At 67.6% G+C, this 26500-nt stretch carries 19 protein-coding genes and 1 pseudogene; 13 read left to right on the top strand and 7 right to left on the bottom strand.

Annotated elements, in window-relative coordinates; translation table 11 throughout:
- Nucleotides 1-135 precede the first annotated feature (135 nt).
- Together WS45_RS02470 and WS45_RS02465 are read left to right on the top strand one after the other, a co-directional pair.
- Nucleotides 136-888, top strand: coding sequence for a transporter substrate-binding domain-containing protein (locus tag WS45_RS02470; protein ID WP_257140269.1), 753 nt, complete (start codon nt 136-138; stop codon nt 886-888).
- Between the two features lie 44 nt (nt 889-932).
- Nucleotides 933-2048 (top strand): succinylglutamate desuccinylase/aspartoacylase family protein, encoded by a 1116-nt coding sequence (locus WS45_RS02465; RefSeq protein WP_059697986.1) that lies wholly within the window; start codon nt 933-935, stop codon nt 2046-2048.
- A gap of 160 nt (nt 2049-2208) precedes the next feature.
- On the opposite strand, the gene WS45_RS02460 is transcribed toward WS45_RS02465, so the two are convergent.
- Nucleotides 2209-2997, bottom strand: a complete 789-nt coding sequence (locus tag WS45_RS02460) for an IclR family transcriptional regulator (RefSeq protein ID WP_059528522.1) — start codon at nt 2995-2997, stop codon at nt 2209-2211.
- Between the two features lie 227 nt (nt 2998-3224).
- On the opposite strand from WS45_RS02460, the gene pcaF reads away from it, so the two are divergent.
- Nucleotides 3225-4427: a 3-oxoadipyl-CoA thiolase gene (gene pcaF, locus WS45_RS02455; RefSeq protein WP_059689352.1), complete on the top strand. Its 1203-nt coding sequence runs from the start codon at nt 3225-3227 to the stop codon at nt 4425-4427.
- A gap of 97 nt (nt 4428-4524) precedes the next feature.
- On the opposite strand, the pseudogene WS45_RS02450 reads toward pcaF, so the two are convergent.
- A pseudogene (locus tag WS45_RS02450) lies at nt 4525-5003 on the bottom strand (DUF523 domain-containing protein).
- 539 nt (nt 5004-5542) lie between these two features.
- Here WS45_RS02450 and WS45_RS02445 point away from each other — a divergent pair.
- Nucleotides 5543-7087, top strand: a complete 1545-nt coding sequence (locus WS45_RS02445; protein WP_059697984.1) for a methyl-accepting chemotaxis protein — start codon at nt 5543-5545, stop codon at nt 7085-7087.
- A gap of 392 nt (nt 7088-7479) precedes the next feature.
- Nucleotides 7480-9024: a methyl-accepting chemotaxis protein gene (locus tag WS45_RS02440; RefSeq protein ID WP_059528514.1), complete on the top strand. Its 1545-nt coding sequence runs from the start codon at nt 7480-7482 to the stop codon at nt 9022-9024.
- Nucleotides 9025-9140: 116 nt separating this feature from the next.
- Here the strand turns inward: WS45_RS02440 and gabD are convergent, their stop codons facing one another.
- Both gabD and WS45_RS02430 read right to left on the bottom strand, forming a co-directional pair.
- Nucleotides 9141-10610, bottom strand: coding sequence for an NADP-dependent succinate-semialdehyde dehydrogenase (gabD, locus tag WS45_RS02435; protein WP_044845770.1), 1470 nt, complete (start codon nt 10608-10610; stop codon nt 9141-9143).
- 89 nt (nt 10611-10699) lie between these two features.
- Nucleotides 10700-11989, bottom strand: a complete 1290-nt coding sequence (locus tag WS45_RS02430) for a 4-aminobutyrate--2-oxoglutarate transaminase (RefSeq protein WP_059528511.1) — start codon at nt 11987-11989, stop codon at nt 10700-10702.
- A 120-nt stretch (nt 11990-12109) separates the two neighbouring features.
- Here WS45_RS02430 and pdxR point away from each other — a divergent pair, with 120 nt between their 5' ends.
- Nucleotides 12110-13618: a MocR-like pyridoxine biosynthesis transcription factor PdxR gene (pdxR, locus tag WS45_RS02425; RefSeq protein ID WP_059697982.1), complete on the top strand. Its 1509-nt coding sequence runs from the start codon at nt 12110-12112 to the stop codon at nt 13616-13618.
- Nucleotides 13619-13714: 96 nt separating this feature from the next.
- On the opposite strand, the gene WS45_RS02420 is transcribed toward pdxR, so the two are convergent.
- Nucleotides 13715-14551 carry a DMT family transporter gene (locus WS45_RS02420; protein ID WP_059697980.1) on the bottom strand — a complete coding sequence of 279 codons (837 nt, stop codon included), beginning with the start codon at nt 14549-14551 and terminating at the stop codon, nt 13715-13717.
- A 114-nt stretch (nt 14552-14665) separates the two neighbouring features.
- Here WS45_RS02420 and selD point away from each other — a divergent pair, with 114 nt between their 5' ends.
- From selD to WS45_RS02405, 3 genes are all read left to right on the top strand, one after another.
- Entirely contained in the window at nt 14666-15730 is a 1065-nt protein-coding gene (gene selD / locus WS45_RS02415; protein ID WP_063888591.1) for a selenide, water dikinase SelD, read from the top strand.
- Nucleotides 15731-15800: 70 nt separating this feature from the next.
- Nucleotides 15801-16052 carry a hypothetical protein gene (locus WS45_RS02410; RefSeq protein ID WP_059697978.1) on the top strand — a complete coding sequence of 84 codons (252 nt, stop codon included), beginning with the start codon at nt 15801-15803 and terminating at the stop codon, nt 16050-16052.
- A 235-nt stretch (nt 16053-16287) separates the two neighbouring features.
- Complete coding sequence (locus WS45_RS02405) at nt 16288-17367, top strand: purine-nucleoside phosphorylase (RefSeq protein ID WP_059528497.1); 1080 nt, start codon at nt 16288-16290, stop codon at nt 17365-17367.
- Between the two features lie 228 nt (nt 17368-17595).
- On the opposite strand, the gene WS45_RS02400 is transcribed toward WS45_RS02405, so the two are convergent.
- Nucleotides 17596-17889 (bottom strand): DUF4148 domain-containing protein, encoded by a 294-nt coding sequence (locus tag WS45_RS02400; RefSeq protein ID WP_059528494.1) that lies wholly within the window; start codon nt 17887-17889, stop codon nt 17596-17598.
- Nucleotides 17890-18306: 417 nt separating this feature from the next.
- Nucleotides 18307-19311 carry a putative multidrug efflux transcriptional regulator CeoR gene (gene ceoR / locus WS45_RS02395; protein ID WP_059692278.1) on the bottom strand — a complete coding sequence of 335 codons (1005 nt, stop codon included), beginning with the start codon at nt 19309-19311 and terminating at the stop codon, nt 18307-18309.
- Nucleotides 19312-19484: 173 nt separating this feature from the next.
- On the opposite strand from ceoR, the gene WS45_RS02390 reads away from it, so the two are divergent.
- From WS45_RS02390 to opcM, 4 genes are read left to right on the top strand one after another with little or no spacing between them, the layout of a single operon-like run.
- The gene (locus WS45_RS02390) at nt 19485-20345 is read left to right on the top strand and encodes an alpha/beta hydrolase (protein ID WP_059528487.1); all 861 of its coding nucleotides are present in this window, start codon (nt 19485-19487) and stop codon (nt 20343-20345) included.
- Between the two features lie 31 nt (nt 20346-20376).
- Nucleotides 20377-21594: a multidrug efflux RND transporter periplasmic adaptor subunit CeoA gene (ceoA, locus tag WS45_RS02385; RefSeq protein WP_059697970.1), complete on the top strand. Its 1218-nt coding sequence runs from the start codon at nt 20377-20379 to the stop codon at nt 21592-21594.
- 46 nt (nt 21595-21640) lie between these two features.
- Nucleotides 21641-24841: a multidrug efflux RND transporter permease subunit CeoB gene (gene ceoB / locus WS45_RS02380; protein WP_059528481.1), complete on the top strand. Its 3201-nt coding sequence runs from the start codon at nt 21641-21643 to the stop codon at nt 24839-24841.
- 10 nt (nt 24842-24851) lie between these two features.
- The gene (gene opcM / locus WS45_RS02375; protein ID WP_059528478.1) at nt 24852-26387 is read left to right on the top strand and encodes a multidrug efflux transporter outer membrane subunit OpcM; all 1536 of its coding nucleotides are present in this window, start codon (nt 24852-24854) and stop codon (nt 26385-26387) included.
- Nucleotides 26388-26500 lie beyond the last annotated feature (113 nt).

Here is a 26500-nt window from a genome sequence, read left to right as displayed (position 1 = left end):
CGCGCGTTCCGGCGGCGACGCGCGCGCACTACGATCGCAGGCAGTCCGGCTCATGCCGGTTGTCCCACTTCCCGCCTTCCGTCGATCATGAAACGCGTGCCACGCCTCCCTCGCTTCCGCCGCTTCCTCGTTCCGCTGGCTTCCCTGTGCATCGGTTTCGCCGCGCCGTCCGCGCACGCGCTCGATGCGCATGTGGTGCGCCTCGGCATCGATCCGACCTATCCGCCGATGGACACGAAGGCGCCCGACGGCAGCCTGAAGGGTTTCGACGTCGATCTCGGCAACGAGATCTGCCGCCGCGCGCAGTTGCGCTGCCAGTGGGTCGAGCTTGAATTCTCCGGGATGATCCCGGCGCTGCAGGCGCGCAAGATCGACGCGATTTTGTCGTCGATGGCGATCACCGAGAAGCGCGAGAAGCAGATCCTGTTCTCGTCGAAACTGTTCCGCTTCAAGTCGCGACTCGTCGCGCGGCCCGAGCGCGGGCTCGGCAGCACGGCCGCGTCGCTGGCCGGCAAGCGTGTCGGCGTGCAGTCGGGCACGCAGTTCGAATCGTGGGCGCTCGCGCACTGGGCGCCGGCCGGTGTCGGCGTGGTGCCGTACAAGAGCCAGGACGACGTGTTCGCCGATCTCGTCAACGGCCGGCTCGACGCCGCGCTGCTCGGCACGGTGGAAGCCGACTACGGATTCCTGCGCCAGCCGAAGGGCAAGGGCTTCGCGTTCGTCGGCGCGCCGCTCGACCTGGGCGATCGCGGTGTCGGCATCGGAATGCGCCAGTCGGACACGGCGCTCAAGGCGTCGATCGACGGCGCGATCGCGTCGATGCTGAAGGACGGCACGTACGAGCGGATCGCGAAGCAGTACTTCGATTTCAACCCGTACGGCGACTGAGCCGAACGCGCCGTTTCCCTCGCATTTTTCATTCGGGATCCTCGATGCAGATTCGCACCACGCCGCTCCTGTCGCCGTCGATCGGCACGCAGCGCACGCTGACGAGCTTTCACTTCGGGCCGGCCGACGCCGGCCGCAAGATTTACCTGCAGGCCGCGCTGCACGCGGACGAGACGCCCGCGATGCTCGCCGCCGTCGCGCTCAAGCAGCGACTCGCGCAGCTCGACGCGGCCGGCCGGCTCGCGGCCGAGGTCGTACTGGTGCCGGTCGCGAATCCGATCGGGCTCAACCACCATTTGCTCGGGCAATTCATCGGCCGGTTCGATCTCGCGAGCGGACGCAATTTCAATCGCGGCTTCCTGCCGCTCGCCGACATCGCCGCGCGGGCGCGCGACCGGCTCGGCGCGGATCCCGAACGCAATCGCGCGATCGTGCGCGAATGCGTCGGCGCGGCGCTCGGCGAGATCGCGCCGCGCACCGAATTCGACGCGTTGCAGCTTGCGTTGCTGAAGCTGTCGCACGACGCGGACGTCGTGATCGACCTGCATTGCTCGCTCGAAGCGGTGATGCACGTGTACACGAGCGACGCGGCATGGCCGCAGGTCGAGCCGCTCGCGCGCTATCTCGGCGCGGAGGTGTCGCTGCTCGCCGAGGATTCCGGCGGCCACGCGTTCGACGATGCGCATCACCTGCTGTGGACGCAGTTGCGGCAGCATCTGCCGGAACGCACGCCGATGGCGGCGGGCACGGTGGCCGTGACCGTCGAGTGCCGCGGCCAGCGCGACGTGACGCACGAATACGCGGCGCGCGACGCCGATGCGCTCGTCGACTATCTGGTGTGGTGCGGCGCGGTGCGCGGCGAGCGCACGCCGCTGCCGCCGCTCGCCGCGCCGGCCACGCCGCTCGCGGGCAGCGAGCAGTTCTACGCGCCGGTGAGCGGGATTCTCGTGCACCGCGCGGCGATCGGCGCGACGATTCGTACGGGCGATCCGCTGTTCGACATCGTCGATCCGCTGACCGACGCGATCACGACGGTGTCGAGCGGCACCGACGGCGTGTTCTACATGCGCCGCGCGATCCGCTTCGTGACGGCCGGTGCGCCGCTCGGCCGCGTGACGGGGACGGTGCCGGTGCGCACGGGGATGCTGCTCGGGGCGTGAGTGCTGGTCGCGGTGCCTGAGCGGCGCCGCGCAATGTCGTACTTGTCGAATTGAGCGAGCGTTACAGCAGTGTCGGAGCATTGAACGGGCGGCCAGATGCCCCCGTTTTTTTTGTGTCCGCGAATGGCCGTCGCAGTGGTCCGGCCATCGCGCGGTGCACTCACCCGCGCCGTGCCACCAGTTCCGACACCGTCTGCGCGGCCTGCTGCAGCGGCCCGAGAAACTCCTTCACCATCTGCTTCGCGGTATGCCGCTGCGCGTTGCCGCTGATGTTCATCGCGGCGATCACCTGCCCGCGCCGGTTGCGGATCGGCGCCGAGATCGACATCAAGCCCACTTCGAGTTCCTGGTCGACCACGGCCCAGCCTTGTTGGCGCACCTGCGCGATCGTCGCCTTCAGCTCGCCGATGTCGGTGATCGTGCGCGGCGTGTGCGCGCGGATGCCGCTCTGCGCGAGCGTTTCGTCGAGCGCCGCGTCGTCGAGCGCGGACAGCAGCACACGGCCCATCGACGTGCAGTACGCGGGCAGGCGGCTGCCGATCGACAGGTTGATCGTCATGATCTTGTGGGTCGGCACGCGCAGCACGTAGACGATCTCGGTGCGGTCGAGCACGGCGGCCGAGCAGCTTTCGTGGATCTGCGCGGACAGCTGCTCCATCACCGGATCGGCGAGACTCCAGAACGGCATCGACGTGAGATACGCGAAGCCGAGTTCGAGGATCTTCGGCGTGAGCCGGAACAGCCGGCCGTCGGCCTCGACATAGCCGAGCGTCTGCAGCGTCAGCAGGATCCGGCGCGCGCCGGCGCGCGTGAGCCCGGTGGCCGAGGCGACCTCGGTGAGCGTCTGCTCCGGGCGCTGGGCGTCGAATGCGCGGATCACCGCGAGGCCGCGCGCGAACGACTGCACATAGGAGTCGCCCGGTTTCGTCTGGATGTCTTCGGTTGTCATGAACGGTCGGATTGTCGTGCAGCCGAGAAGATAGCGCATGGGGCCCGACACGCCAACCGCACCGCGGACCGGGCGCTTGACAGGTCGTCCCCGCACTCCCTATGATGCGTTGAACGTTCGATACACGATCTTATGTTCGTATATAGAACATTTAAGCGCATCCCGGCGGGCAATGCAAGGGGCGCGTTTCATTCACTTCCCAGCTTTGCATGAGACCGGAGACACTGATGACCGAAGCTTTTCTGTGTGATGCGATCCGTACCCCGATCGGCCGTTACGGCGGCGCGCTGTCCGGTGTGCGCGCCGACGACCTCGGCGCGGTGCCGCTCAAGGCGCTCGTCGAGCGCAACCGCGACGTCGACTGGACGGCGATCGACGACGTGATCTACGGCTGCGCGAACCAGGCCGGCGAGGACAACCGCAACGTCGCGCGCATGTCCGCGCTGCTCGCGGGTTTGCCGGAGGGCGTGCCGGGTTCGACGATCAACCGCCTGTGCGGTTCCGGGATGGACGCGGTCGGCGTGGCCGCGCGCGCGATCAAGTCGGGCGAGGCCGCGCTGATGGTGGCCGGCGGCGTCGAAAGCATGACGCGCGCCCCGTTCGTGATGGGCAAGGCCGCCAGCGCGTTCGCGCGCCAGGCCGACATCTACGACACGACGATCGGCTGGCGCTTCGTCAATCCGCTGATGAAACAGCTGCATGGCGTCGATTCGATGCCGGAGACGGCCGAGAACGTCGCGGTCGACTACAACGTCAGCCGCGCCGACCAGGACCTGTTCGCGCTGCGCAGCCAGCAGAAGGCCGCGCGTGCGCAGCAGGACGGCACGCTCGCCGAGGAAATCGTGCCGGTCACGATTCCGCAGAAGAAGGGCGATCCGGTCGTCTTTTCGCGCGACGAGCATCCGCGCGAAACGTCGCTCGAGACGCTCGCGAAGCTGAAGGGCGTCGTGCGTCCGGACGGCTCGGTGACGGCCGGCAACGCGTCGGGCGTCAACGACGGCGCCGCCGCGCTGCTGCTCGCGAACGAAGCCACCGCGAAGCGCTTCGGCCTGACGCCGCGCGCGCGCGTGCTCGGCATCGCGACGGCCGGCGTCGCGCCGCGCGTGATGGGCATCGGCCCCGCGCCGGCCACGCAGAAGCTGCTCGCCCGGCTCGGGATGACGATCGACCAGTTCGACGTGATCGAGCTGAACGAAGCGTTCGCGTCGCAGGGCCTCGCGGTGCTGCGCATGCTGGGCGTCGCCGACGACGATCCTCGCGTGAACCCGAACGGCGGCGCGATCGCGCTCGGCCATCCGCTCGGCGCGTCGGGCGCGCGCCTCGTGACGACCGCGATGTATCAGCTGCATCGCACCAACGGCCGCTTCGCGCTGTGCACGATGTGCATCGGCGTCGGCCAGGGCATCGCGATCGCGATCGAGCGCGTCTGATCGCGTCATCCGGTGAAGCGGCGGCGTTCACGCCGCTTGACCGGATTCCCGCTTCAAACGATGTGGCCGGCACGCGATCGTCGCGCCGGCCACATCGTCATTCAGCTTGCGCTCGTTGCGCGAGGCGTGCGACGAGCGCGTCGATCTCGGTGTCCGCGAACACCTCGACGCCATGCTGGCGCAGCAGCGCCGCCGTCACGCCGGCGCCGGCATGCCGTCGGCCCGCAAAACGCCCGTCGTAAATGAACGTGCTTCCGCACGAGGGGCTGCCGTCCGCCAGGATCGCGTAGCGGCAGTCGTGCGCGCGTGCCAGCGCGAGCGCGGTGCGCGCGCCGTCGATGAACGGCGCCGTCACGTCGGTGCCGTGCACGTCGACGATGCGCGCGGCACCCGACAGAACGCGTTGCCCTGATGCCCCATCCGCGATTTCGGCGGGCGGTCGCGGCACGCTCAATCCCCCTGCCAGTTCCGGACACACGGGCACCAGGCCCCTTCGCGCTGCCATCGTGCGAGCGTTTCATGCGCGGCGGTCTTCGCCGAGCCGTTGTAACGGACGGGGTGACCGAGCACGCACATGCTGACGAGGATCTTCGGCGAGGCCGGCGGCTGCGACGCGTTCTGCAATGTCGTTCTCCGAGCAGGCGGTGTTGAGCGAGCGGAAATTCTACGCGCGGGTTGCGTTCGCGCGCGTACGGATGACGGAGGATCTCGCGCCGGGCGGCATGTCCGCCGCCGCATTCCGGCACGACCGATTCCGATTCCATTGATCGTTGGATTTTTTCATCGAATTCAAATGCCGGTCGAATGGAGCCGAGCAGACTGAATCGTTTCGCTGTGTGCAATGGTTATGTGAACCGATGCGTCGCCTGATGTAATCCAGCAAAGCATCGGGCCGTATCCGCAAAGCGCCGGACGCGATTATCGCGGGATTACTTGATCGAAATCATGTCAACGACGGAATTCAGATTTTCCGGCGCTTTCGGACTCAGGATTTCCCGGTGATTGCCGACAGTAAGGACGAGACCGTCGTAAAGCGATAAACCGTTTTTCGGCTACTGAGCGTGATTTTCGCGCCGCGCGGATCCCGCAGACGGATCCGCCTTTCGGAGCCTTGCATGCGCAACAACCAACCTGTCACCCAACAAGAATTCGAATTTCCCGACGACGTCACGCTGATGTCGACCACCGATGCCGACAGCATCATCACGTACGCGAACACGACGTTCGAATACGTGAGCGGCTTCTCGAACGACGAACTCGTCGGTCAGCCGCACAACGTCGTGCGGCACCCCGATATGCCGAAGGAGGCGTTCGCCGACATGTGGGCGACGCTGAAGAGCGGCGAGCCGTGGACCGCGCTCGTGAAGAACCGCCGCCGGAACGGCGATCATTACTGGGTGCGCGCGAACGCGGTGCCGGTGATGCGCGACGGCGTGCCGCACGGCTACCTGTCGGTGCGCACCAAGGCGCCGCGCGACGAGATCGCGGCCACCGACGCGCTGTATCGCGCGTTCCGCGAAGGCAAGGCCGGCCAGCGCCGGTTCCACAAGGGGTTGATCGTCCGGACCGGGCTGCTGCGGATCATGTCGTTGCCGCAGACGATGTCGGTGCGCGCGCGGCTGCATTCGGCGCTGTGCGTGCTGGCGCCGGCCGTCGTCGGTGCGGGCTGGGCATGCGGGCTGGCCGGCGGCGGGCTGGCGGCGTTTGCCGCCGCGACGGGCGGCGTGTCGGTGGCGGCCGGCCTGTGGCTCGATGCGCAGATCGTGCGGCCGCTGAAACGGCTGCACGACCAGGCACTGAATGTCGCGACCGGCGAAAACCGCCGCGGCGTGCGGATGAACCGCGTCGACGAGATCGGCATGACGCTGCGCACGATCAACCAGCTCGGGTTGATGTTCCGCTGGCTCGTCGACGACGTCAGCGAGCAGGTGCACAACGTGCAGCGCGCGAGCAACGAGATCGCGCAGGGCAACAACGACCTGAGCGCGCGCACCGAGCAGGCCGCGTCGAGCGTGCAGGAAACCGCCGCGTCGATGGCCGAAATGACGGCCACCGTCGACAGCAATGCCGAGACCGCGCTGCAGGCGAACCGGCTCGCCGTGTCCGCGAGCGAAGCGGCCGAGCGCGGCGGGCAGGCGGTGAGCGAGGTCGTCACGACGATGGACGACATCACCGCGAGTTCGCGCAAGATTTCCGACATCATCGGCGTGATCGACGGCATCGCGTTCCAGACCAACATCCTCGCGCTGAACGCGGCGGTCGAGGCGGCGCGCGCGGGCGAACAGGGGCGCGGCTTCGCGGTGGTCGCCGGCGAGGTGCGGGCGCTCGCGCAGCGCAGCGCGAACGCGGCGAAGGAGATCAAGACGCTGATCGGCGCGAGCGTCGAGCGGGTCGAGTCGGGCGCGCGCCGGGTCGACGATGCGGGCAGGACGATGGAAGACATCGTCACGCAGGTGAAGCGCGTGTCGGACCTGATCGCGGAAATCAGCTCGTCGACGGTGGAACAGAGCACGGGCGTCGCGCAGGTGGACCAGGCGGTCGTGCATCTGGACAACATCACGCAGCAGAACGCGGCGCTGGTCGAGCAGAGCGCGGCGGCGTCGGAAAGCCTGAAGCAGCAGGCGACGCGGCTCGTCGATGCGGTGAACGTGTTTCGATAATCGGCGGGGGGCGCGTCCGTGCGTTCCGTCGCGGCGAGCCGGTTAAATCCCGGCTTTCCGATTCGATTCGAATGTATCGAACGAGAGGGATTCTCATTTCCGAACCCGGATTTATTCGCTAATCCAGGCGGAGGAAATGTTTCCATTAGTCAGACAATTGACACTCAAGTACTTGATAAAACGGGGTTTTTGATTCACGTATAAACAAAGTTTTCGGCTGAATCAAGATGATGCGAAATTAATGCATATTTACCCGGAGCCGGCATAATGTTTTCGCCGGATTTGCCGAAAGCGCAGGAGTGTGACCGAACGCATGCGGGACAGCCGCGATGCGTACGGTCTCGATCCAATCCACAAGCGGACACAAGATTCGCAACCGGGAACTCCACACCATGCGCAATAACCAGCCTGTGACGCAACGCGAATTCGAATTCCCCGATGACGCGACGCTGATGTCGACCACCGACGCGGACAGTTACATCAAATACGCGAATGCCGCGTTCATTCAGGTCAGCGGATTTTCCCCCGAGGAAATCGAAGGCCAGCCGCACAACGTCGTGCGGCATCCGGATATGCCGAAGGAGGCGTTCGCCGACATGTGGGCGACGCTGAAGAACGGCGAACCATGGACCGCACTGGTAAAGAATCGCCGCAAGAACGGCGATCACTACTGGGTCCGTTCGAATACGGTGCCGGTGATGCGCAACGGGCAGCCGACCGGCTACATGTCGGTGCGCACCAAGGCGACGCGCGACGAGATCGCGGCGGCCGACGCGCTGTACCGCGCGTTCCGCGAAGGCAAGGCCGGCAATCGCCGTTTCCACAAGGGGTTGATCGTCCGGACCGGACTGATGCGCGTCGCGTCGCTGTTCCAGACGATGTCGGTGCGCGCGCGTTTGCATTCGACGCTGTGCGTGCTGGCGCCGGCCGTCGTCGGCGCGGGCTGGGCATGCGGGCTGGCCGGCGGCGGGCTCGCGGCGTTCGGCGCCGCGACGGCCGGCGTGTCGGTGGCCGCCGGCCTGTGGCTCGATGCGCAGATCGCGCGTCCGCTGATGCAACTGCGTGACCAGGCGTTGCGCGTCGCGACCGGCGAGAGCCGCACCGGCGTGGCGATGAACCGCGTCGACGAGATCGGCATGACGCTGCGCACGATCAACCAGCTTGGGCTGATGTTCCGCTGGCTCGTCGACGACGTCAGCGAGCAGGTGCACAACGTGCAGCGCGCGAGCAACGAGATCGCGCAAGGCAACAACGACCTGAGCGCGCGCACCGAGCAGGCGTCGACCAGCGTGCAGCAGACGGCCGCGTCGATGGCCGAGATGACGGCCACGGTGTCTAGCAACGCGGAGACGGCGCTGCAGGCGAACCAGTTGTCGGTTTCGGCGAGCGAGGCGGCCGAGCGCGGCGGGCAGGCGGTGAGCGAGGTCGTGACGACGATGAACGACATCACGGCGAGTTCGCGCAAGATTTCCGACATCATCGGCGTGATCGACGGCATCGCGTTCCAGACCAACATCCTCGCGCTGAACGCGGCGGTCGAGGCGGCGCGCGCGGGCGATCAGGGGCGCGGCTTCGCGGTGGTCGCCGGCGAAGTGCGGGCGCTCGCGCAGCGCAGCGCGAACGCGGCGAAGGAAATCAAGACGCTGATCGGCGCGAGCGTCGAGCGGGTCGAATCGGGCGCACGGATCGTCGACGGCGCGGGCAAGACGATGGAAGACATCGTCACGCAGGTGAAGCGCGTGTCGGACCTGATCGCGGAGATCAGCTCGTCGACGGCCGAGCAGAGCACGGGCGTCGCGCAGGTGGACCAGGCGGTCGTGCATCTGGACAACATCACGCAGCAGAACGCGGCGCTGGTCGAGCAGAGCGCGGCGGCGTCGGAAAGCCTGAAGCAGCAGGCGACGCGGCTCGTCGATGCGGTGAACGTGTTTCGTTGAAGGCGGCGGAGGGAGGTGACGCGGGCGCGGCGGAGAGGGGCGCCGGCCCGCGTCGGGACCGCCCGGTTCCGGCCGGGCGGTCAGGGCCTGTCACGGACGCGACAGGCCCCGAACCGTCAGACGGCGAGACAGAGGTACTTGATCACGACGTAATCGTCGATGCCGTAGTGCGAGCCTTCGCGGCCGAGGCCCGACTGCTTGACGCCGCCGAACGGCGCGACTTCGTTCGAGATCAGGCCCGTGTTGACGCCGACCATCCCGTATTCGAGCGCCTCGGCGACCTTCCACACGCGACCGATGTCGCGGCTGTAGAAATACGCGGCGAGACCGAACTCGGTGTCGTTCGCGAGGCGGATCACCTCGTCGTCGCTGCCGAACTTGAACAGCGGCGCGAGCGGCCCGAACGTCTCTTCCTTCGCAACCTTCATCGCCGGCGTGACGCCGGTCAGCACGGTCGGCTCGAAGAAGCCGTGGCCGAGCGCGTGGCGCTTGCCGCCCGTCACGACGGTCGCGCCCTTCGCGAGCGCGTCCTCGATGTGCGCCTCGACCTTCAGCACGGCCGCTTCGTTGATCAGCGGGCCTTGCGTGACGCCCGGCTCCGTGCCGCGACCGACCTTCAGCTGGCCGACCGCCGCCGCGAGCTTCTGCGCGAACTGGTCGTACACGGCTTCGTGCACGTAGAAGCGGTTCGTGCACACGCACGTCTGGCCGCTGTTGCGGTACTTCGACGCGATCGCGCCCTGCACGGCCGCATCGAGATCGGCGTCGTCGAACACGATGAACGGCGCGTTGCCGCCGAGCTCCAGCGACACTTTCTTGACGGTTGCCGCGCATTGCGACATCAGCAGGCGGCCGACCGGCGTCGAGCCGGTAAACGACAGCTTGCGCACGATCGGGTTCGACGTCAGTTCGCCGCCGATCGCCTTCGGGTCGCCCGTGACGACGCTGAACACGCCGGCCGGCACGCCCGCGCGCTCGGCCAGCACGGCCATCGCGAGGGCCGAGAACGGCGTCGCTTCAGCCGGCTTCACGACGATCGGGCAGCCTGCCGCGAGCGCCGGACCGACCTTGCGGGTGATCATCGCCGCCGGGAAGTTCCACGGCGTGATCGCCGCGCACACGCCGATCGCTTCCTTCGTCACGACGATGCGCTTGTCGCTCGCCGGCGTCGGGATCGTGTCGCCGTACACGCGCTTGCCTTCCTCCGCGAACCACTCGAGGAACGACGCCGCGTAGCCGATCTCGCCCTTCGCCTCGGCCAGCGACTTGCCCTGCTCGGTGGTCAGGATCAGCGCGAGGTCGTCGGCGTTTTCCATCATCAGGTCGTGCCACTTGCGCAGGATCGCCGCGCGTTCCTTCGCGGTCTTCTTGCGCCACGCCGGCCATGCGGCGTTCGCGGCTTCGATCGCGTGACGCGTCTCGGCCGTGCCCATCGCCGGCACGGTGCCGAGCAGGCCGCCGGTTGCCGGGTTGCGGACCTCGAACGACTCGCCGTTCGCCGCGCCTTGCCATTCGCCGTTGACGTACGCCTGCTGGCGGAACAGCGACGGGTCTTTCAGTGCCAGGGTTTCCTGAACAGTGCTCATATGCATCGCCTGCGTTGAAAATGACGGATGAAACGGCCGCCGCCGTCACGAAGACGGCGGCGGCGCATTCAATTGAAGCGGACGGGAACTCAGGCCGGCACGCCGACCGTTTCCTTCAGCACTTCCTCGAGGATCACGAGCGCTTCGTCGAACACGGCCTGCGGGATCGTCAGCGGGAACAGGAAGCGCACGACGTTCGAGTACACGCCGCACACGAGCAGCAGCAGCCCGCGCTCGAGCGCACGCGCCTGCACGCGCTTCGTGAATTCCGCGTCCGGCTCGCCCGAACCCGGCTTCAGGAACTCGACCGCGATCATCGCGCCCGGGCCGCGCACGTCGGCGATCTGCGGCACGTCGGCCTGCAGCGAATTCAGCTTCGCCTTCAGCACGTCGCCGAGCTGTGTCGCGCGTTCGCACAGCTTCTCTTCGTCGATGATGTCGAGCACCGCGTGCGCCGACGCCACGGCCAGCGGGTTGCCCGCGTACGTGCCGCCGAGGCCGCCGGGGGCAGCCGCGTCCATCACGTCGGCACGGCCGACGACGCCCGACAGCGGCATGCCGCCCGCGAGGCTCTTCGCCATCGTGATCAGGTCGGCCAGCACGTCGTAGTGCTGCATCGCGAACAGCTTGCCGGTGCGCGCGAAGCCCGTCTGCACCTCGTCGGCAATCAGCAGGATGCCGTGCTCGTTACAGATCTTGCGCAGCGCGCGCACGAACTCGGCCGGCGCCGGGTTGAAGCCGCCTTCGCCCTGGACCGGTTCGAAGATGATCGCGGCGACGCGCTTCGGATCGATGTCGGCCTTGAACAGCATCTCGATCGCCTTGATCGAGTCGGCCGTCGTCACGCCGTGCAGCGCGTTCGGGTACGGTGCGTGGAACACGTCGCCCGGGAACGGGCCGAAGTTCAGCTTGTACGGGGCGACCTTGCCGGTCAGCGCCATGCCCATCATCGTGCGGCCGTGGAAGCCGCCCGAGAACGCGATGACGCCCGGACGGCCGGTTGCCGCGCGCGCGATCTTGATCGCGTTTTCGACGGCTTCGGCGCCGGTCGTGAAGAACGCGGTCTTTTTCGGGAAGTCGCCCGGCGCGCGTTCGTTGATCTTTTCGGCCAGCTCGACGTACGACGCGTACGGGACGATCTGGTAAGCGGTGTGCGTGAAGCTGTTCAGCTGATCCGCGATCGCCTTGACGATCTTCGGGTGGCGGTGGCCCGTGTTCAGCACCGCGATGCCGGCGGCGAAATCGATGAAGCGGCGGCCTTCGACATCCCACAGCTCCGCGTTCTCGGCGCGGGCTGCGTAGAAATCACACATCACGCCGACGCCGCGCGGGGTGGCGGCGTTCTTGCGGGCCTGCAGGTCGGCATTCTTCACGGTCATCTCCTTGATGTTTTGCCCGGTGGGATAAAAATCGGCCGCGTTGGCAGCCCATGGAGGCGACTATAATCACATTTGGCTCTGGCAATCAGAGCCATTTCAATAAATATTCAGGAGCCAATCATGCGCGCAAGCGTGTTGTCGGACTGGCTGGCGCAGCGCCTCGTGCGCGGCGGCGAACAGCCGATCTACCGGCAGCTGCACCGCCTGCTGCAGCAGGCGATCCTGTCGCGCGAACTGCCGGCCGGCACGCGCGTGCCGTCGTCGCGGCTGCTGGCGGCCGAGCTCGGGATCGCCCGCAACACGGTCACGCAGGTTTACGAACAGCTTGCGCTCGAAGGCTATGTGAACTCGGCGACGGGGCGCGGCACGTTCGTCGCCGACAGCGCGCCGGACGAGATCGTCGGCGCGCCGGCCGACGCGGGCGCCGGGCCGGCGGTGGTGCCTGCTTCCGCGCGGCGGCTGTCCTCGCGCGGCACGCGGCTCGTCGAAGGCGCGGGCGTGTCGAAGCGCCAGGGCGGCGCGTTCATGCCGGGCGTGCCCGATGTGTCGCGATTTCCGGCGCGCGTGTGGACGCGGCTGCACAACAAGTATTGGCGGCGCCTGCGCCCGGACCTGCTGACCTACGCGCCGGGCGGCGGGCTCGCGCTGTTGCGCGAGGCGCTGGCCGACTATCTGCGCACGTCGCGCTCGGTGCGCTGCACGCCCGAGCAGATCGTGATCACGACCGGGATCCACCAGTCGATCGACCTCGCGGTGCGGCTGCTGACCGATCCGGGCGACGCGATCTGGACCGAGGATCCGTGCTACTGGGGCGTGCGCAGCGTGCTGAACGTGTCGGGGCTCACCACGCGGCCGATTCCGGTCGACGAAGAAGGGATCGCGCCGTCGGCCGCCGATCTCGCCGAGCCGCCGAAGCTGATGCTCGTCACGCCGTCGCATCAGTATCCGCTCGGGATGGTGATGAGCCTCGCGCGGCGGCGGATGCTGCTCGAATACGCGCGCCAGCACGGCTGCTGGATCATCGAGGACGACTACGACAGCGAATTCCGTTACGGCAGCCGGCCGCTCGCGTCGCTGCAGGGGCTCGATACGGCCGGGCAGGTGATCTACGTCGGCAGCTTCGGCAAGACGCTGTTCCCGGGGCTGCGGGTCGGGTATCTCGTCGCGCCGGAGCCGCTCGCGGAGAGCTTCGCGACCGCGAGCGCCGAGCTGTATCGCGAAGGTCAGCTGCTGCAGCAGGCGGTGCTCGCGGAATTCATCGCGGAAGGGCACTTCGTGTCGCATATCCGCAAGATGCGCACGCTGTACGGGCAGCGCCGCGAGGTGCTGCTCGACGCGGTCGCGCGCCGCTACGGCGACACGCTGCAGGCGCTCGGCAGCGATGCGGGGCTGCATCTCGTCACGCGGCTGCCGGACGGTGTCGACGATCGCGCGGTCGCGCAGGCCGCGCTTGAACGCAACATCGTCGTGCGGCCGCTGTCCGGCTATTACGCGCAGCGCGAACGTGCGGCATCGGGCTTGCTGCTCGGTTATGCGTGCGTGCCGGAGGACGAGATCGCGACGGCGTTCGCGACGCTGGCCGAGGCGATCGACGAGCGGGCGTTCGACCAGGTCGTCGCGAGGGTCTGACGGGAACGGCACGGCGGCACGCGCGCGCCGCGGGGCGGGCCGTCGACGGGTGAGCCAACGATCGCCTCCGCGATGCGAACCGATCGTCGGCATGCGCTACAGCCGAATCAACACCGCGCCCGCGACCACCAGCACACACGCGGCGAGCCGCTGCGCGCCGGGCCGCTCGCGCATCGCGAACCAGCCGATCGCGACCGCGAAGATCGAGCTCGTCTCGCGCAGCGCCGACACCGTCGCGACCGGCAGGTGCCGGTACGCGAGGATCACGATCCCGTATGCGGCGAGCGAGATCGTGCCGGCGATCGCGCCCTGCGTGAGCGCGGTGCGCGACGCGAGCACCGCGCGCGTGCCGCCGCGCAGCACGCAGACGAGCACGAGCTGCGGCACGCTCCACAGCAGATACACCCACGCGATGTAGCCGAGCGCGCTGCCGGACACGCGCGAGCCGATGCCGTCGCAGATCGAATACGCGGCGATGAACACACCCGTGAGCAGCGCATACGGCACGCCTTCGCCGGAGAACCGGAAGCCGCGCCGCAGCGCGAGCGACATGATGCCGAACGACACGAGCGCGATGCCCGCGAAGCCGAACGGCGTCGGCCGCTCGTGCAGCATCGCGAGCGCCAGCACCGACACGAGCAGCGGCGAGATCCCGCGCGCGATCGGATAGATCTGCCCGAATTCGCCGTTGCTGTACGCGCGCGCCAGCGTGAAGCAGTACGCGACCTCGAGCACCGCCGACGCCGCGACATACGGCCAGGCGGCGGGCGCCGGCGCGGGCAGCAGCACGGCGCCGGCGATGCCGAACGCGAGATACGGCAGCGACATCGTGCCGAGCTGGACGAGCCGGTCTTCGCTGACATGGAGGAAGGCATTCCAGATCGCGTGCAGCAACGCGGAGCACAGCACGAGACCGATGAACAGGTGATCCATGAACGAAGGCGCGGACGGGAAGGGGAGCGGCGAGCGCCGTCAATTATGTGGGTATCCGGCGCGCGGGCGCGGAATTGTCGATAATGGAGCGTTGTTATTCACCGGATGCCGACGATGACCGAAGCCCCCCTCACCCCGCCCGCCGTTCCGCGCCTCACGAGCCTGTCCCACGGCGGCGGCTGCGGCTGCAAGATCGCGCCGGGCGTGCTGTCCGAGCTGCTGAAGCGGGCCACGCCGCCGGCGCTGTTCCCGGACCTGCTGGTCGGCACCGAGACCTCCGACGACGCGGCCGTCTACCGGCTGAACGACGAGCAGGCGATCGTCGCGACCACGGACTTCTTCATGCCGATCGTCGACGATCCGTTCGACTTCGGCCGCATCGCGGCAACCAACGCGCTGTCCGACGTCTACGCGATGGGCGGCAAGCCGATTCTCGCGCTCGCGCTGGTCGGGATGCCGATCAACGTGCTGCCGCACGAGACTATCGCGGCCGTGCTGCGCGGCGGCGAATCGGTGTGCGCGGATGCCGGCATTCCGGTCGCGGGCGGCCACTCGATCGATTCGGTCGAGCCGATCTACGGGCTCGCGGCGATCGGCGTCGTGCATCCGTCGCGCGTGAAGCGCAACGCGGCCGCGCGCGCGGGCGACGTGCTCGTGCTCGGCAAGCCGCTCGGCGTCGGCGTGCTGTCGGCCGCACTGAAGAAGAATCAGCTCGACGACGCGGGCTACGCGCAGATGGTCGCGACCACCACCAAGCTGAACCGGCCGGGTGCCGAACTCGCCGCGCTGCCGGGCGTGCATGCGTTGACCGACGTCACGGGCTTCGGGCTGCTCGGCCATACGCTCGAACTCGCGCGCGGCGCGAATCTCACCGCGCGCGTGCATTACGCGTCGCTGCCGTGGCTGGCGGGCGTCGAGGCGTTCGTCGCCGACGGCGTGTTCACCGGCGCATCGGGCCGCAACTGGGCGGCGTATGGCGCCGACGTGCGGCTCGCCGACGGGCTGCCGCCGGTCGCGCAGGCGCTGCTGACCGATCCGCAGACGTCCGGCGGCCTGCTGGTCGCATGTGCGCCGGACGCGGTCGACGACGTGCTCGCGTGCTTCCGCGCCGACGGTTTCGATCGCGCGGCCGTGATCGGCGAGATGGTGGACGGCCCCGCGCGCGTCGACGTCGCCTGACGCGTTTCCTTACCGCGGATCGCCATCGGTCGCTGGAATCGATGCCTTCCCTCGACGGCATCGACGACCGATGAACGATTTCCTGTTCGGGCTGACGATCGCGCTGTCGGTCGGGCCCGTCGCGCTGATGATCGCGAACCACGGGATGCGCGCGGGCGCCGCGTGCGTGTTTGCCGGCAGTCTCGCCGGGCAACTCGTGTTCGCGTTCGGCGGCAGCGCGATCGGGCGCATCGTGAAGTCGCCGCGATGGCTCGTGGCGAGCCATGTGCTGGCGGCGCTCGTCGTGCTCGGTTATGGCGTCGCGGGGATGCTGCGCGTCTAGCGAATCGGATGCCGTCGCCGGTCACGATCGATAGCGGCGATGTCGCGTCGCCCAATCGAATGGCATTCCTGATTTTTTGTCGGATATCGTTCGAACCACGCGCACACGAACCGCGTGATCGAACGCCGCGAGCCGTTTCGTAGCCGGGTTCCGCATCGCGCACGCGCGTTCTATACTCCCTCGCGCAGTCTCCGAGAGCCGTTCTCACCCAACATCACCGAAACAAGGAACGCCGATGCTGACTCGCTCCATCCTTTCCGCCGCTGCATTCTCGCTTGCCGCCTGTGCGACCGCACCGTCGATCGCGCAGGATCACCAGGGCAACGACGCCGGCAATGCCGCATTCGCCGAGACCGGTGCACAGGGCCGCCCGGTCAAGGTCATGATCATCACGATGTTCGGTCCGGAGGGCCAGGCATGGCTCGACCGGCTCGGCCCGTGGCGCGACATCACCGTGCCCGGCCTGTCGCCCGACTATCCGGCCGTTCACTGCAACAAGCAGGACGTGTGCGTGGTGACGACCGGCATGGGCTACGCGAACGCCTCCGCGACGATCATGGCGCTCACGTTCTCGCAGCGCTTCGACCTGCGTCGCACGTACTTCCTCGTGTCGGGCATCGCGGGCGTCGACCCCGCGCAAGGCACGGTCGGTTCCGCCGCCTGGTCGAAATATCTGGTCGACTTCAGCCTGCAGTGGGAGCTCGATGCGCGCGAGATTCCGGCCGGCTGGAACACCGGCTTCCTCGGCATCAATACGAAGAGCCCGAACGACAAGCCGCCGCTCGACTACCGCACCGAAGTATTCCAGCTCAACCCGCAGTTGACGGACGCCGCGTATGCGCTGTCGCGCAACGTCGTGCTCGCCGACAGCGCGCAGGCCCAGGCCGCGCGCGCGAAGTTCACGTATGCGCCGGCGAACCGGCCGCCGACGGTGATCCAGTGCGACACGTCATCGGGCAATACGTGGTTCTCGGGCACGCTGATCGGCGAGCGCGCGCGTCAGTGGACGAAGATCCTCACCGACGGCAAGGGCACCTACTGCATGACCGCGCAGGAAGACAACGCGACGTACGAAGCGCTCAAGCGCGCGGCGAGCGTGAAGCGGGTCGACCTGTCGCGCGTCGCGGTGCTGCGCACGGGCTCCGATTTCGACCGGCCGTATGCGGGGCAGACGAGCGCGGACAACCTGCTCAACTACGCGGATCAGGGCGGCTTCGCGCCGGCGACCGAAAACCTGTATCGCGCCGGCAACCCACTCGTGCAGGACATCGTCACGCACTGGGGCGAATGGCGCGACGGCGTGCCGCGCCGTTGACGGGCGCACGCCGTCGACGAGACGTCGGCGCGAAGGTCAATGCGATTGCGGCGCGGAACGGAACGGCGTCCACACCGGCGTGGTGTCGTCCCAATGATCGAGCGGCGAAGGAAGGTGGTCGTTCATCACAGACTCCTGCAACTAACTGACTAATCGAATGTTGGACGGCGGTATCGCGACGCCGCGCGGCGGATCATCCGCTGCGCGGCGTTGCGCGTTTACCGACGCTCAGCGGGCCCCGCCTGCGAGCTGGTTGCTTTCCGGCATCGAGCGATACGGGCCTTGCGCGAGTTCGAGCCCTTGCGGATACGAATTCGCCTTGCGCAGCCAGGCCAGCGTGCCGTCGCGGCGTGCCTGCTCGACTTCGGCGCTGACTTCGGCGCGCGTGCGCGGGCCGTTGTGCTGCGTGTACCACGACGTGTTGCCGTAGTCGCCGGCGTGCGCGGTGGTCGTATCGGCGAAGGCCGGTGCGGACACGGCGAGTGCGAGGGCGACGGCGGAGAGAAGATGGCGGCGGTTCATGACGTAACTCCTGTGTTGGTCGGAGTTGGCGCCTGAGCGCTCGCTCCGGTCCCGTCAAACGGGGCTGTTCGATGCGCAACGAGGTGCGCGACAGGGTTTACTCTAGGTATCTGTCCCGACGCGATAAATGCGGCAGACGCGAATTGATTTGTCGTGATCGAGGAACAATCGCGATTCGCAACGTCGTCGGGGCGATGTCGAAATCGCCCGCAGCCGCGTGGAACGGGCCTCGCGGCGGTATACCGCCGCTCGCGCAATGACGTGCGCGGACCATTGCCGCACGCGGCGAAAAGGTGTGATGCGGATTCGGAAAAGACGAGGTGCGCGGCGAGGAAGGTGGCACGAAGGCGACACCGACGCGGCACGAAGGCGGGACGGCGCGCGGGTCGGACAGCCCGCGCGCCGCGGTTCAGACGATTACGCGACCCACTCGTTGATGACCGGCGTGTCGAGCGCCGGCGCGCGCTCGGCTTCCTCGAACGTGCGCTTGCTGCACGTCGCGTCGAGGCTGCCCTTGCCGCTCAGCAGCGGGCAGCGGTCGAACACTTCGGCGATCCAGTCGACGAACACGCGCACCTTCGGCGACAGATGCCGGCTGTGTGGATACACGACCGAGATCGGCATCGGCAGCGGTTTCAGGCCGGGCAGCACTTCCTTGAGCCGGCCGTCGCGCAGGTGCGGCAGCACCATGAACAACGGCGGCTGGATCAGGCCGAAGCCTTCGAGCCCGCAGGTCACGTACGCATCGGCGTCGTTGACCGACACGATCGCGTTCATCTTGACCTCGACTTCCTTGCCGTCCGTGAGGAAGGTCCAGTCGATCGTGCGGCCCGTGCGGCTCGAGAAGTAGTTGACGGCCCGGTGGTCGCCCAGGTCCTCGATCGCGTGCGGCTCGCCGTGCTTCTCGAGATACGCGGGCGACGCCACCGACACGCATTCGAACAGGCCGACGCGGCGCGCGACGAGCGACGAGTCCTGCAGCGCACCGACGCGGATCACGCAGTCGACGCCTTCCTGCAGCAGGTCGACCGGTCGGTCGGACAGGCCGAGTTGCAGGTCGATGTCCGGATAGCGCGTGTGGAATTCGCACAGCGACGGAATCACGAGCAGCCGCCCGATCGAGCCCGGCATGTCGATACGCAACTTTCCGTGCGGCTTCCGGTTGTTGTTCTGGAAGCTTGCTTCGGTTTCCTCGACATCGGCGAGGATCCGCACGCAGCGCTCGTAGTACGCGGCGCCGTCAGGCGTCAGCGACAAGCGGCGCGTGGTCCGGTGCATCAGGCGCACGCCGAGAAATGCTTCGAGATTCTGGATGATCGTCGTGACGGATGCCCGCGGCAGGCTGAGCGTTTCTGCTGCCTTGGTGAAGCTGCTTGTATCGACGACGCGAGTAAATACCTGCATGGCCTGAAGCCGGTCCATCACAACCTCCGCAATCTAATTTGCCGCCGGAACAAGAAGGCTGCGCCGCTTTGTAGGCGACGCAGCCTGGGATTGTTCGGGGGTGTTGAATTGTGTTGCCGGATTATAGGCATTTATCCCAATGTCTGCCGGACCCAGAATTCGTTCCATCTCGAAATGGATGCTGCATCGTCATGGACGCTTCTGAATTCAGCAAATTCCTGAAAGCCGCGTTGCCCGCCGAAGCCAGAGCCGGCGCGGCATTGACGGTCGCGGAGGTGGAAATCCCCGGCTACGCGCAGGACATCGTGCTGCGCCTCTATCGGCGTGCGGACAAGACCGGACTGCCGGTAGTGCTTTATTTCCACGGCGGCGGTTTCGTGCGCGGCACGCTCGACGACGCCGACTTTGCCGCGCGCTTTTTAGCAGAACGCTTACCAGCTCTCGTAGTGTCGGTCGATTATTCGCTCGCGCCGGCCTTTCCTTTTCCGGCCGCGCCGGAGGATGCGTATCGCGCCGCCGTATGGGCCGCGACGCGCGCCCGCGCGTTCGGCGGCAATCCGAAGAAGATCGGCGTCGCGGGGCACGACGCGGGCGGCCAGCTCGCGAACTGTCTCGCATTCATCGCGCGCGATCGCGGTGAAGTGTCGATCGCCGCGCAGGCGCTGTTCGGGCCGATGCTCGACCCGAGCATGACGCGCATCGGCGACGCCGAACGCCTTGCATCGGACATCACCGCGCGCGAATGCGCGGCCTGTTATCGCGCCTATCTGCCGCAGGCGGCGCAGCGCATGCACCCGTATGCGGCGCCGCTCGAATCGGTGCGCCTCGCGGGCCTGCCGCCAACGCTCGTCGTCACCGCGCAGAACGACGTGCTGCACGTCGAAGCGGAGAAATATGCGGGCTGCCTGATTTCATCGGGCGTGCTCACGCAGGTGATCCGCTACCCGGACGTCACGCACGCGTCGCTCGCGACGCACGAAGCCGCGCTCGAGGAAGCCGTGCGCTTCTTCCAGTGCCGCTTCCAGGCGCGCCAGCCGAACCGTTCCGAATAACCAGACCAATCCACGCTTATTGGAGATCCACATGGCCATCCTACGCACCTCCCGCTCCCGAATCGCGACCGCGGCGATCGTGACGCTCGCCGTCGTCGGCCTCGGCACGTTCGGCGCGATGCGCGTGAACGCGAACGCACCCGAGAAAGCGGCGGCGCCGCTGCCGGAAGTCGACGTCGCGACCGTCGTGCCGCAGACCGTCACCGATTGGCAAAGCTATTCGGGCCGCCTCGAGGCGGTCGAGAAAGTCGACGTGCGCCCGCAGGTGTCGGGCACGATCGTCGCGGTGAACTTCAAGGACGGCGCGCTCGTGAAGAAGGGCGACGTGCTGTTCGTGATCGACCCGCGTCCGTATCAGGCCGAAACCGACCGCGCGGCCGCGCAGCTCGCCGCCGCGCAGGCCCGCAACGGCTATGCGCAGAGCGACTGGCAGCGCGCGCAGCGGCTGATCGGCGACAACGCGATCGCGAAGCGCGACTACGACGAGAAGCAGAACGCCGCGCGCGAGGCGAGCGCGAACCTGAAGGCCGCCGAAGCCGCGCTGGAAACGGCGCGCATCAACCTCGGCTACACGCGCATCACCGCCCCCGTGTCGGGCCGCGTGTCGCGCGCGGAAATCACGCTCGGCAACGTCGTGTCGGCCGGCGCGTCGGCCGCGCCGCTGACGACGCTGGTATCGGTGTCGCCGATCTACGCATCGTTCGACGCGGACGAGCAGACCTACCTGCAATACATCAACGGCGCGCGCAACGGCCGCAAGGTGCCGGTCGAGCTCGGCCTCGCGAATGAAACGGGCTACTCGCGCAGCGGCGAGATCGACTCGGTCGACAACCGGCTCGACACGTCGTCCGGCACGATCCGCGTGCGCGCGCGTTTCGACAACGCGGACGGCGCGCTCGTCCCGGGTCTCTACGCCCGCGTGAAGGTGGGCGGCAGCGCGCCGCACCAGGCGCTGCTCGTCGACGACGCGGCGATCAACACCGACCAGGACAAGAAGTTCGTGTTCGTCGTCGACCAGCAGGGCCGCGTGTCGTATCGCGAAGTGCAGCAGGGCCTGCAGCACGGCAACCGGCGCGTGATCGTGAGCGGCCTGTCCGCCGGCGATCGCGTGATCGTGAACGGCACGCAGCGCGTGCGCCCGGGCGAGCAGGTGAAGCCGCACATGGTCCCGATGACGGGCGGCGATGCGCCGTCCACGCCGCTCGCGGATAACGCGAAGCCGGCCGCACCGGCGAAGGCGGAATCGTAAGCGGCCCGCCGCTACGGTTTCCGCGTTCAACCAGACAGAGCCACACATGAACATTTCAAAATTCTTTATCGACCGGCCGATCTTTGCAGGAGTCCTATCGGTGATCATCCTGCTCGGCGGGGTGATCGCGATGTTCCTGCTGCCGATTTCGGAGTATCCGGAAGTCGTGCCGCCTTCGGTGATCGTGAAGGCGCAGTACCCCGGCGCCAACCCGAAAGTGATCGCCGAGACGGTCGCGTCGCCGCTCGAGGAGCAGATCAACGGCGTCGAGGACATGCTCTACATGCAGTCGCAGGCGAACAGCGACGGCAACATGACGATCACCGTCACGTTCAAGCTGGGCACCGATCCGGACAAGGCCACGCAGCTCGTGCAGAACCGCGTGAACCAGGCGCTGCCGCGCCTGCCGGAAGACGTGCAGCGGCTCGGCATCACCACGGTGAAGAGCTCGCCGACGCTGACGATGGTGGTCCACCTGATCTCGCCGGACAACCGCTACGACATGACCTACCTGCGCAACTACGCGCTGATCAACGTGAAGGATCGCCTGTCGCGGATCCAGGGCGTCGGTCAGGTGCAGCTGTGGGGCTCGGGCGACTATGCGATGCGCGTGTGGCTCGATCCGCAGAAGGTCGCGCAGCGCGGGCTGTCCGCCGAGGACGTCGTGCAGGCGATCCGCGAGCAGAACGTGCAGGTCGCGGCCGGCGTGATCGGCGCGTCGCCGTCGCTGCCCGGCACGCCGCTGCAGCTGTCGGTGAACGCGCGCGGCCGTCTGCAGACGGAAGACGAGTTCGGCGACATCGTCGTGAAGACGACGCCGGACGGCGGCGTTACGCACCTGCGCGACATCGCGCGCATCGAACTGGATGCGTCCGAATACGGGCTGCGCTCGCTGCTCGACAACAAGCCGGCCGTCGCGATGGCGATCAACCAGTCGCCGGGCGCGAACTCGCTGCAGATTTCCGACGAAGTGCGCAAGACGATGGCCGAGCTGAAGCAGGACATGCCGGCCGGCGTCGACTACAAGATCGTCTATGACCCGACGCAGTTCGTGCGCTCGTCGATCAAGGCCGTGGTGCACACGCTGCTCGAAGCGATCGCGCTGGTCGTGATCGTCGTGATCGTGTTCCTGCAGACCTGGCGCGCATCGCTGATTCCGCTGATCGCGGTGCCGGTGTCGATCATCGGCACGTTCTCGCTGCTGCTCGGCTTCGGTTATTCGATCAACGCGCTGTCGCTGTTCGGGATGGTGCTCGCGATCGGTATCGTGGTCGACGATGCGATCGTGGTCGTCGAGAACGTCGAGCGCAACATCGAAAGCGGGATGAACGCGCGGCAGGCGACCTACAAGGCGATGCAGGAAGTGAGCGGGCCGATCATCGCGATCGCGCTGACGCTCGTCGCCGTGTTCGTGCCGCTCGCGTTCATGTCGGGCCTGACCGGCCAGTTCTACAAGCAGTTCGCGATGACGATCGCGATCTCGACGGTGATCTCGGCGTTCAACTCGCTGACGCTGTCGCCGGCGCTGTCCGCGATCCTGCTGAAGGGTCATGGCGACAAGGAGGACTGGCTCACGCGCGCGATGAACCGCGTGCTCGGCGGCTTCTTCAGGCGCTTCAACAAGGTGTTCCATCGCGGCGCGGAGAACTACGGCCGTGGCGTGCGCGGCGTGCTGTCGCGCAAGACGCTGATGCTCGGCGTGTACCTCGTGCTGGTGGGTGCGACCGTGCTCGTGTCGAAGATCGTGCCGGGCGGCTTCGTGCCCGCGCAGGACAAGGAATACCTGATCGCGTTCGCGCAGCTGCCGAACGGCGCGTCGCTCGATCGCACCGAGAAGGTGATCCGCGACATGGGCTCGATCGCGCTGAAGCAGCCGGGCGTCGAGAGCGCGGTCGCGTTCCCGGGCCTGTCGGTGAACGGCTTCACCAACAGCTCGAGCGCGGGCATCGTGTTCGTCACGCTGAAGCCGTTCTCGGAGCGGCACGGCAAGGCGTTGTCGGCGGGCGCGATCGCCGGTGCGCTGAACCAGCAGTACGGCGCGATCAAGGACTCGTTCGTCGCGGTGTTCCCGCCGCCGCCGGTGCTCGGCCTCGGCACGCTCGGCGGGTTCAAGATGCAGATCGAGGATCGCGGCGCGGTCGGCTACGCGAAGCTGTCGGATGCGACCAACGACTTCATCAAGCGCGCGCAGCAGGCGCCGGAACTCGGCCCGTTGTTCACGAGCTACCAGATCAACGTGCCGCAGCTCAACGTCGATCTCGATCGCGTGAAGGCGAAGCAGCTCGGCGTGCCGGTCACCGACGTGTTCAACACGATGCAGGTGTATCTCGGCTCGCTGTACGTGAACGACTTCAACCGCTTCGGACGCGTGTACCAGGTGCGCGTGCAGGCCGATGCGCCGTTCCGTCAGCGCGCGGACGACATCCTGCAGCTGAAGACGCGCAACGACCGTGGCGAGATGGTGCCGCTGTCGTCGCTCGTCACGGTGACGCCGACGTTCGGCCCGGAAATGGTCGTGCGCTACAACGGCTATACGGCGGCCGACATCAACGGCGGCCCGGCGCCGGGCTTCTCGTCGGGCCAGGCGCAGGCCGCGATCGAGCGCATCGCGCATGAAACGCTGCCGCGCGGCGTGCGGTTCGAATGGACCGACCTCACGTACCAGCAGATCCTCGCGGGCGATTCGGCGATGTGGGTGTTCCCGATCAGCGTGCTGCTCGTGTTCCTCGTGCTCGCCGCGCTGTATGAAAGCCTGACGCTGCCGCTCGCGGTGATCCTGATCGTGCCGATGAGCATTCTGTCGGCGCTGACGGGCGTGTGGCTCACGCAGGGCGACAACAACATCTTCACGCAGATCGGCTTGATGGTGCTGGTGGGGCTGTCGGCGAAGAACGCGATCCTGATCGTCGAATTCGCACGCGAACTGGAGCATGACGGCAGGACGCCGCTCGAGGCCGCGATCGAGGCGAGCCGGCTGCGGCTGCGCCCGATCCTGATGACGTCGATCGCGTTCATCATGGGCGTCGTGCCGCTCGTCATGTCGACGGGCGCGGGCTCCGAGATGCGACATGCGATGGGTATCGCGGTGTTCTTCGGGATGCTCGGCGTGACGCTGTTCGGGCTGATGCTGACGCCGGTGTTCTACGTCGTGCTGCGCACGCTGGCGGGCGGCAAGATCCACGTCGCCGGCAAGGACTCCGCCGGCTATGGCGTGCCGGGCCAGGGCGTACCGGCTTCGGATGCTTGAGGATAAAAAGATGGACAACATGCACAACTCGAATGGCCTGATGCGCTTCGCGAAGGTGGCGGCCGCGAGCACCCTGCTCGCGACGCTGCTCGCCGCGTGCGCGGTGGGGCCCGACTACAAGCGCCCGGACGTGTCGACGCCCGCGGCGTTCAAGGAAGCGCCGACGCTCGCGGCCGGCGAACAGGCCGGCACGTGGAAGACCGCCGAACCGGCGGACGGCGAGCATCGCGGCGAATGGTGGAAGGTGTTCGGCGATCCGGTGCTCGACTCGCTCGAGTCGCAGGCGCTCGCCGCGAACCAGAACCTGAAGGCCGCGGCGGCGCGCGTCGAGGAAGCGCGTGCGGCGACCCGCACCGCGCGCTCGCAGTGGTTCCCGCAGGTCGGCGCCGGGTTCGGGCCGACGCGCGAAGGGCTGTCGTCGGCGTCGCAGTTCCAGCCGCAGGGCACGGGCCCGACCACCGCGACGCTGTGGCGCGCGCAGGGCACGGTGTCGTACGAGGCCGACCTGTTCGGCCGCGTGAGCCGCAACGTCGAGGCGTCGCGCGCCGACCAGGCGCAGAGCGAAGCGCTGTTCCGTTCGGTGCAGCTCGCGCTGCAGGCGGACGTCGCGCAGAACTACTTCGAACTGCGCCAGCTCGACTCGGATCAGGACCTGTACCGTCGCACGGTCGAATTGCGCGACCAGGCGCTCAAGCTCGTGCAGCGCCGCTTCAACGAAGGCGACATCAGCGAGCTCGACGTGTCGCGCGCGAAGAACGAACTGGCGACCGCGCAGGCCGATGCGGTCGGCGTCGCGCGTCGGCGCGCGGCGTCCGAGCATGCGCTCGCGATCCTGCTCGGCAAGGCGCCCGCGGACTTCGCGTTCAAGGAGACGCCGATCGTGCCGGTCGCGGTGAAGGTGCCCGCCGGCCTGCCGTCCGCGCTGCTCGAACGCCGCCCGGACGTGTCGGCGGCCGAGCGCGCGATGGCGGCCGCGAACGCGCGGATCGGTCTCGCGAAATCGGCGTATTTCCCGAAGCTCGATATCACGGGTGCGTTCGGTTATGAAGCGTCGACACTCGGCAACCTGTTCCTGTGGTCGAGCCGCACGTTCCTGCTCGGGCCGTTCGCCGGCACCGCGTTGACGCTGCCGCTGTTCGACGGCGGGCGTCGTGCGGCCGGCGTGCAGCAGGCGCGCGCGCAGTATGACGAGCAGGTCGCGAACTACCGGCAGCAGGTGCTCGTCGCATTCCGCGAGGTCGAGGACAATCTCGCCGATCTGCGTCTGCTCGACGACCAGATTCGCGCGCAGGATGCGGCCGTCAATGCGTCGCGCCGTGCGGCGACGCTGTCGCGTACGCAGTATCAGGAAGGTGAGGTGGCCTATCTCGACGTGATCGACAGCGAGCGGTCGGTGCTGCAGTCGCAGTTGCAGGCGAACCAGCTGACCGGCGCGCAGGCCGTGTCGACCGTCAACCTGATCCGCGCGCTGGGCGGCGGGTGGGGCGCGGCGCCGACGGCGGTCGGCGATGCGGGGAAGGGCAAGCAGGAAGTCGCCGTGCGTTGATATGCCGGCCGGCGACGGGCTGCCGTAACAGGCGGTCGATCGAAGAACCCGATCCGTGGTGACGCGGATCGGGTTTTTTATTGGCCTTTTGTCCCGGTGTCGCCATGTGCGTC

This window comes from Burkholderia sp. RF2-non_BP3, assembly GCF_001522185.1.
Lineage (GTDB): Bacteria > Pseudomonadota > Gammaproteobacteria > Burkholderiales > Burkholderiaceae > Burkholderia > Burkholderia diffusa.
This window is presented reverse-complemented; position numbering and strand designations above follow the sequence as displayed.

Bases quoted from the DNA above. Each gene is read 5' to 3' on its own strand.
- pdxR (WP_059697982.1), top strand. From the start codon at position 12,110: ATGCGCGCAAGCGTGTTGTCGGACTGGCTGGCGCAGCGCCTCGTGCGC.
- opcM (WP_059528478.1), top strand. From the start codon at position 24,852: ATGGACAACATGCACAACTCGAATGGCCTGATGCGCTTCGCGAAGGTG.
- ceoB (WP_059528481.1), top strand. From the start codon at position 21,641: ATGAACATTTCAAAATTCTTTATCGACCGGCCGATCTTTGCAGGAGTC.
- WS45_RS02445 (WP_059697984.1), top strand. From the start codon at position 5,543: ATGCGCAACAACCAACCTGTCACCCAACAAGAATTCGAATTTCCCGAC.
- gabD (WP_044845770.1), bottom strand. From the start codon at position 10,610: ATGAGCACTGTTCAGGAAACCCTGGCACTGAAAGACCCGTCGCTGTTC.
- WS45_RS02400 (WP_059528494.1), bottom strand. From the start codon at position 17,889: ATGAACCGCCGCCATCTTCTCTCCGCCGTCGCCCTCGCACTCGCCGTG.
- WS45_RS02420 (WP_059697980.1), bottom strand. From the start codon at position 14,551: ATGGATCACCTGTTCATCGGTCTCGTGCTGTGCTCCGCGTTGCTGCAC.
- WS45_RS02390 (WP_059528487.1), top strand. From the start codon at position 19,485: ATGGACGCTTCTGAATTCAGCAAATTCCTGAAAGCCGCGTTGCCCGCC.
- pcaF (WP_059689352.1), top strand. From the start codon at position 3,225: ATGACCGAAGCTTTTCTGTGTGATGCGATCCGTACCCCGATCGGCCGT.
- ceoA (WP_059697970.1), top strand. From the start codon at position 20,377: ATGGCCATCCTACGCACCTCCCGCTCCCGAATCGCGACCGCGGCGATC.
- WS45_RS02440 (WP_059528514.1), top strand. From the start codon at position 7,480: ATGCGCAATAACCAGCCTGTGACGCAACGCGAATTCGAATTCCCCGAT.
- WS45_RS02405 (WP_059528497.1), top strand. From the start codon at position 16,288: ATGCTGACTCGCTCCATCCTTTCCGCCGCTGCATTCTCGCTTGCCGCC.
- WS45_RS02465 (WP_059697986.1), top strand. From the start codon at position 933: ATGCAGATTCGCACCACGCCGCTCCTGTCGCCGTCGATCGGCACGCAG.
- ceoR (WP_059692278.1), bottom strand. From the start codon at position 19,311: ATGGACCGGCTTCAGGCCATGCAGGTATTTACTCGCGTCGTCGATACA.
- WS45_RS02430 (WP_059528511.1), bottom strand. From the start codon at position 11,989: ATGACCGTGAAGAATGCCGACCTGCAGGCCCGCAAGAACGCCGCCACC.
- WS45_RS02410 (WP_059697978.1), top strand. From the start codon at position 15,801: ATGAACGATTTCCTGTTCGGGCTGACGATCGCGCTGTCGGTCGGGCCC.
- WS45_RS02460 (WP_059528522.1), bottom strand. From the start codon at position 2,997: ATGACAACCGAAGACATCCAGACGAAACCGGGCGACTCCTATGTGCAG.
- selD (WP_063888591.1), top strand. From the start codon at position 14,666: ATGACCGAAGCCCCCCTCACCCCGCCCGCCGTTCCGCGCCTCACGAGC.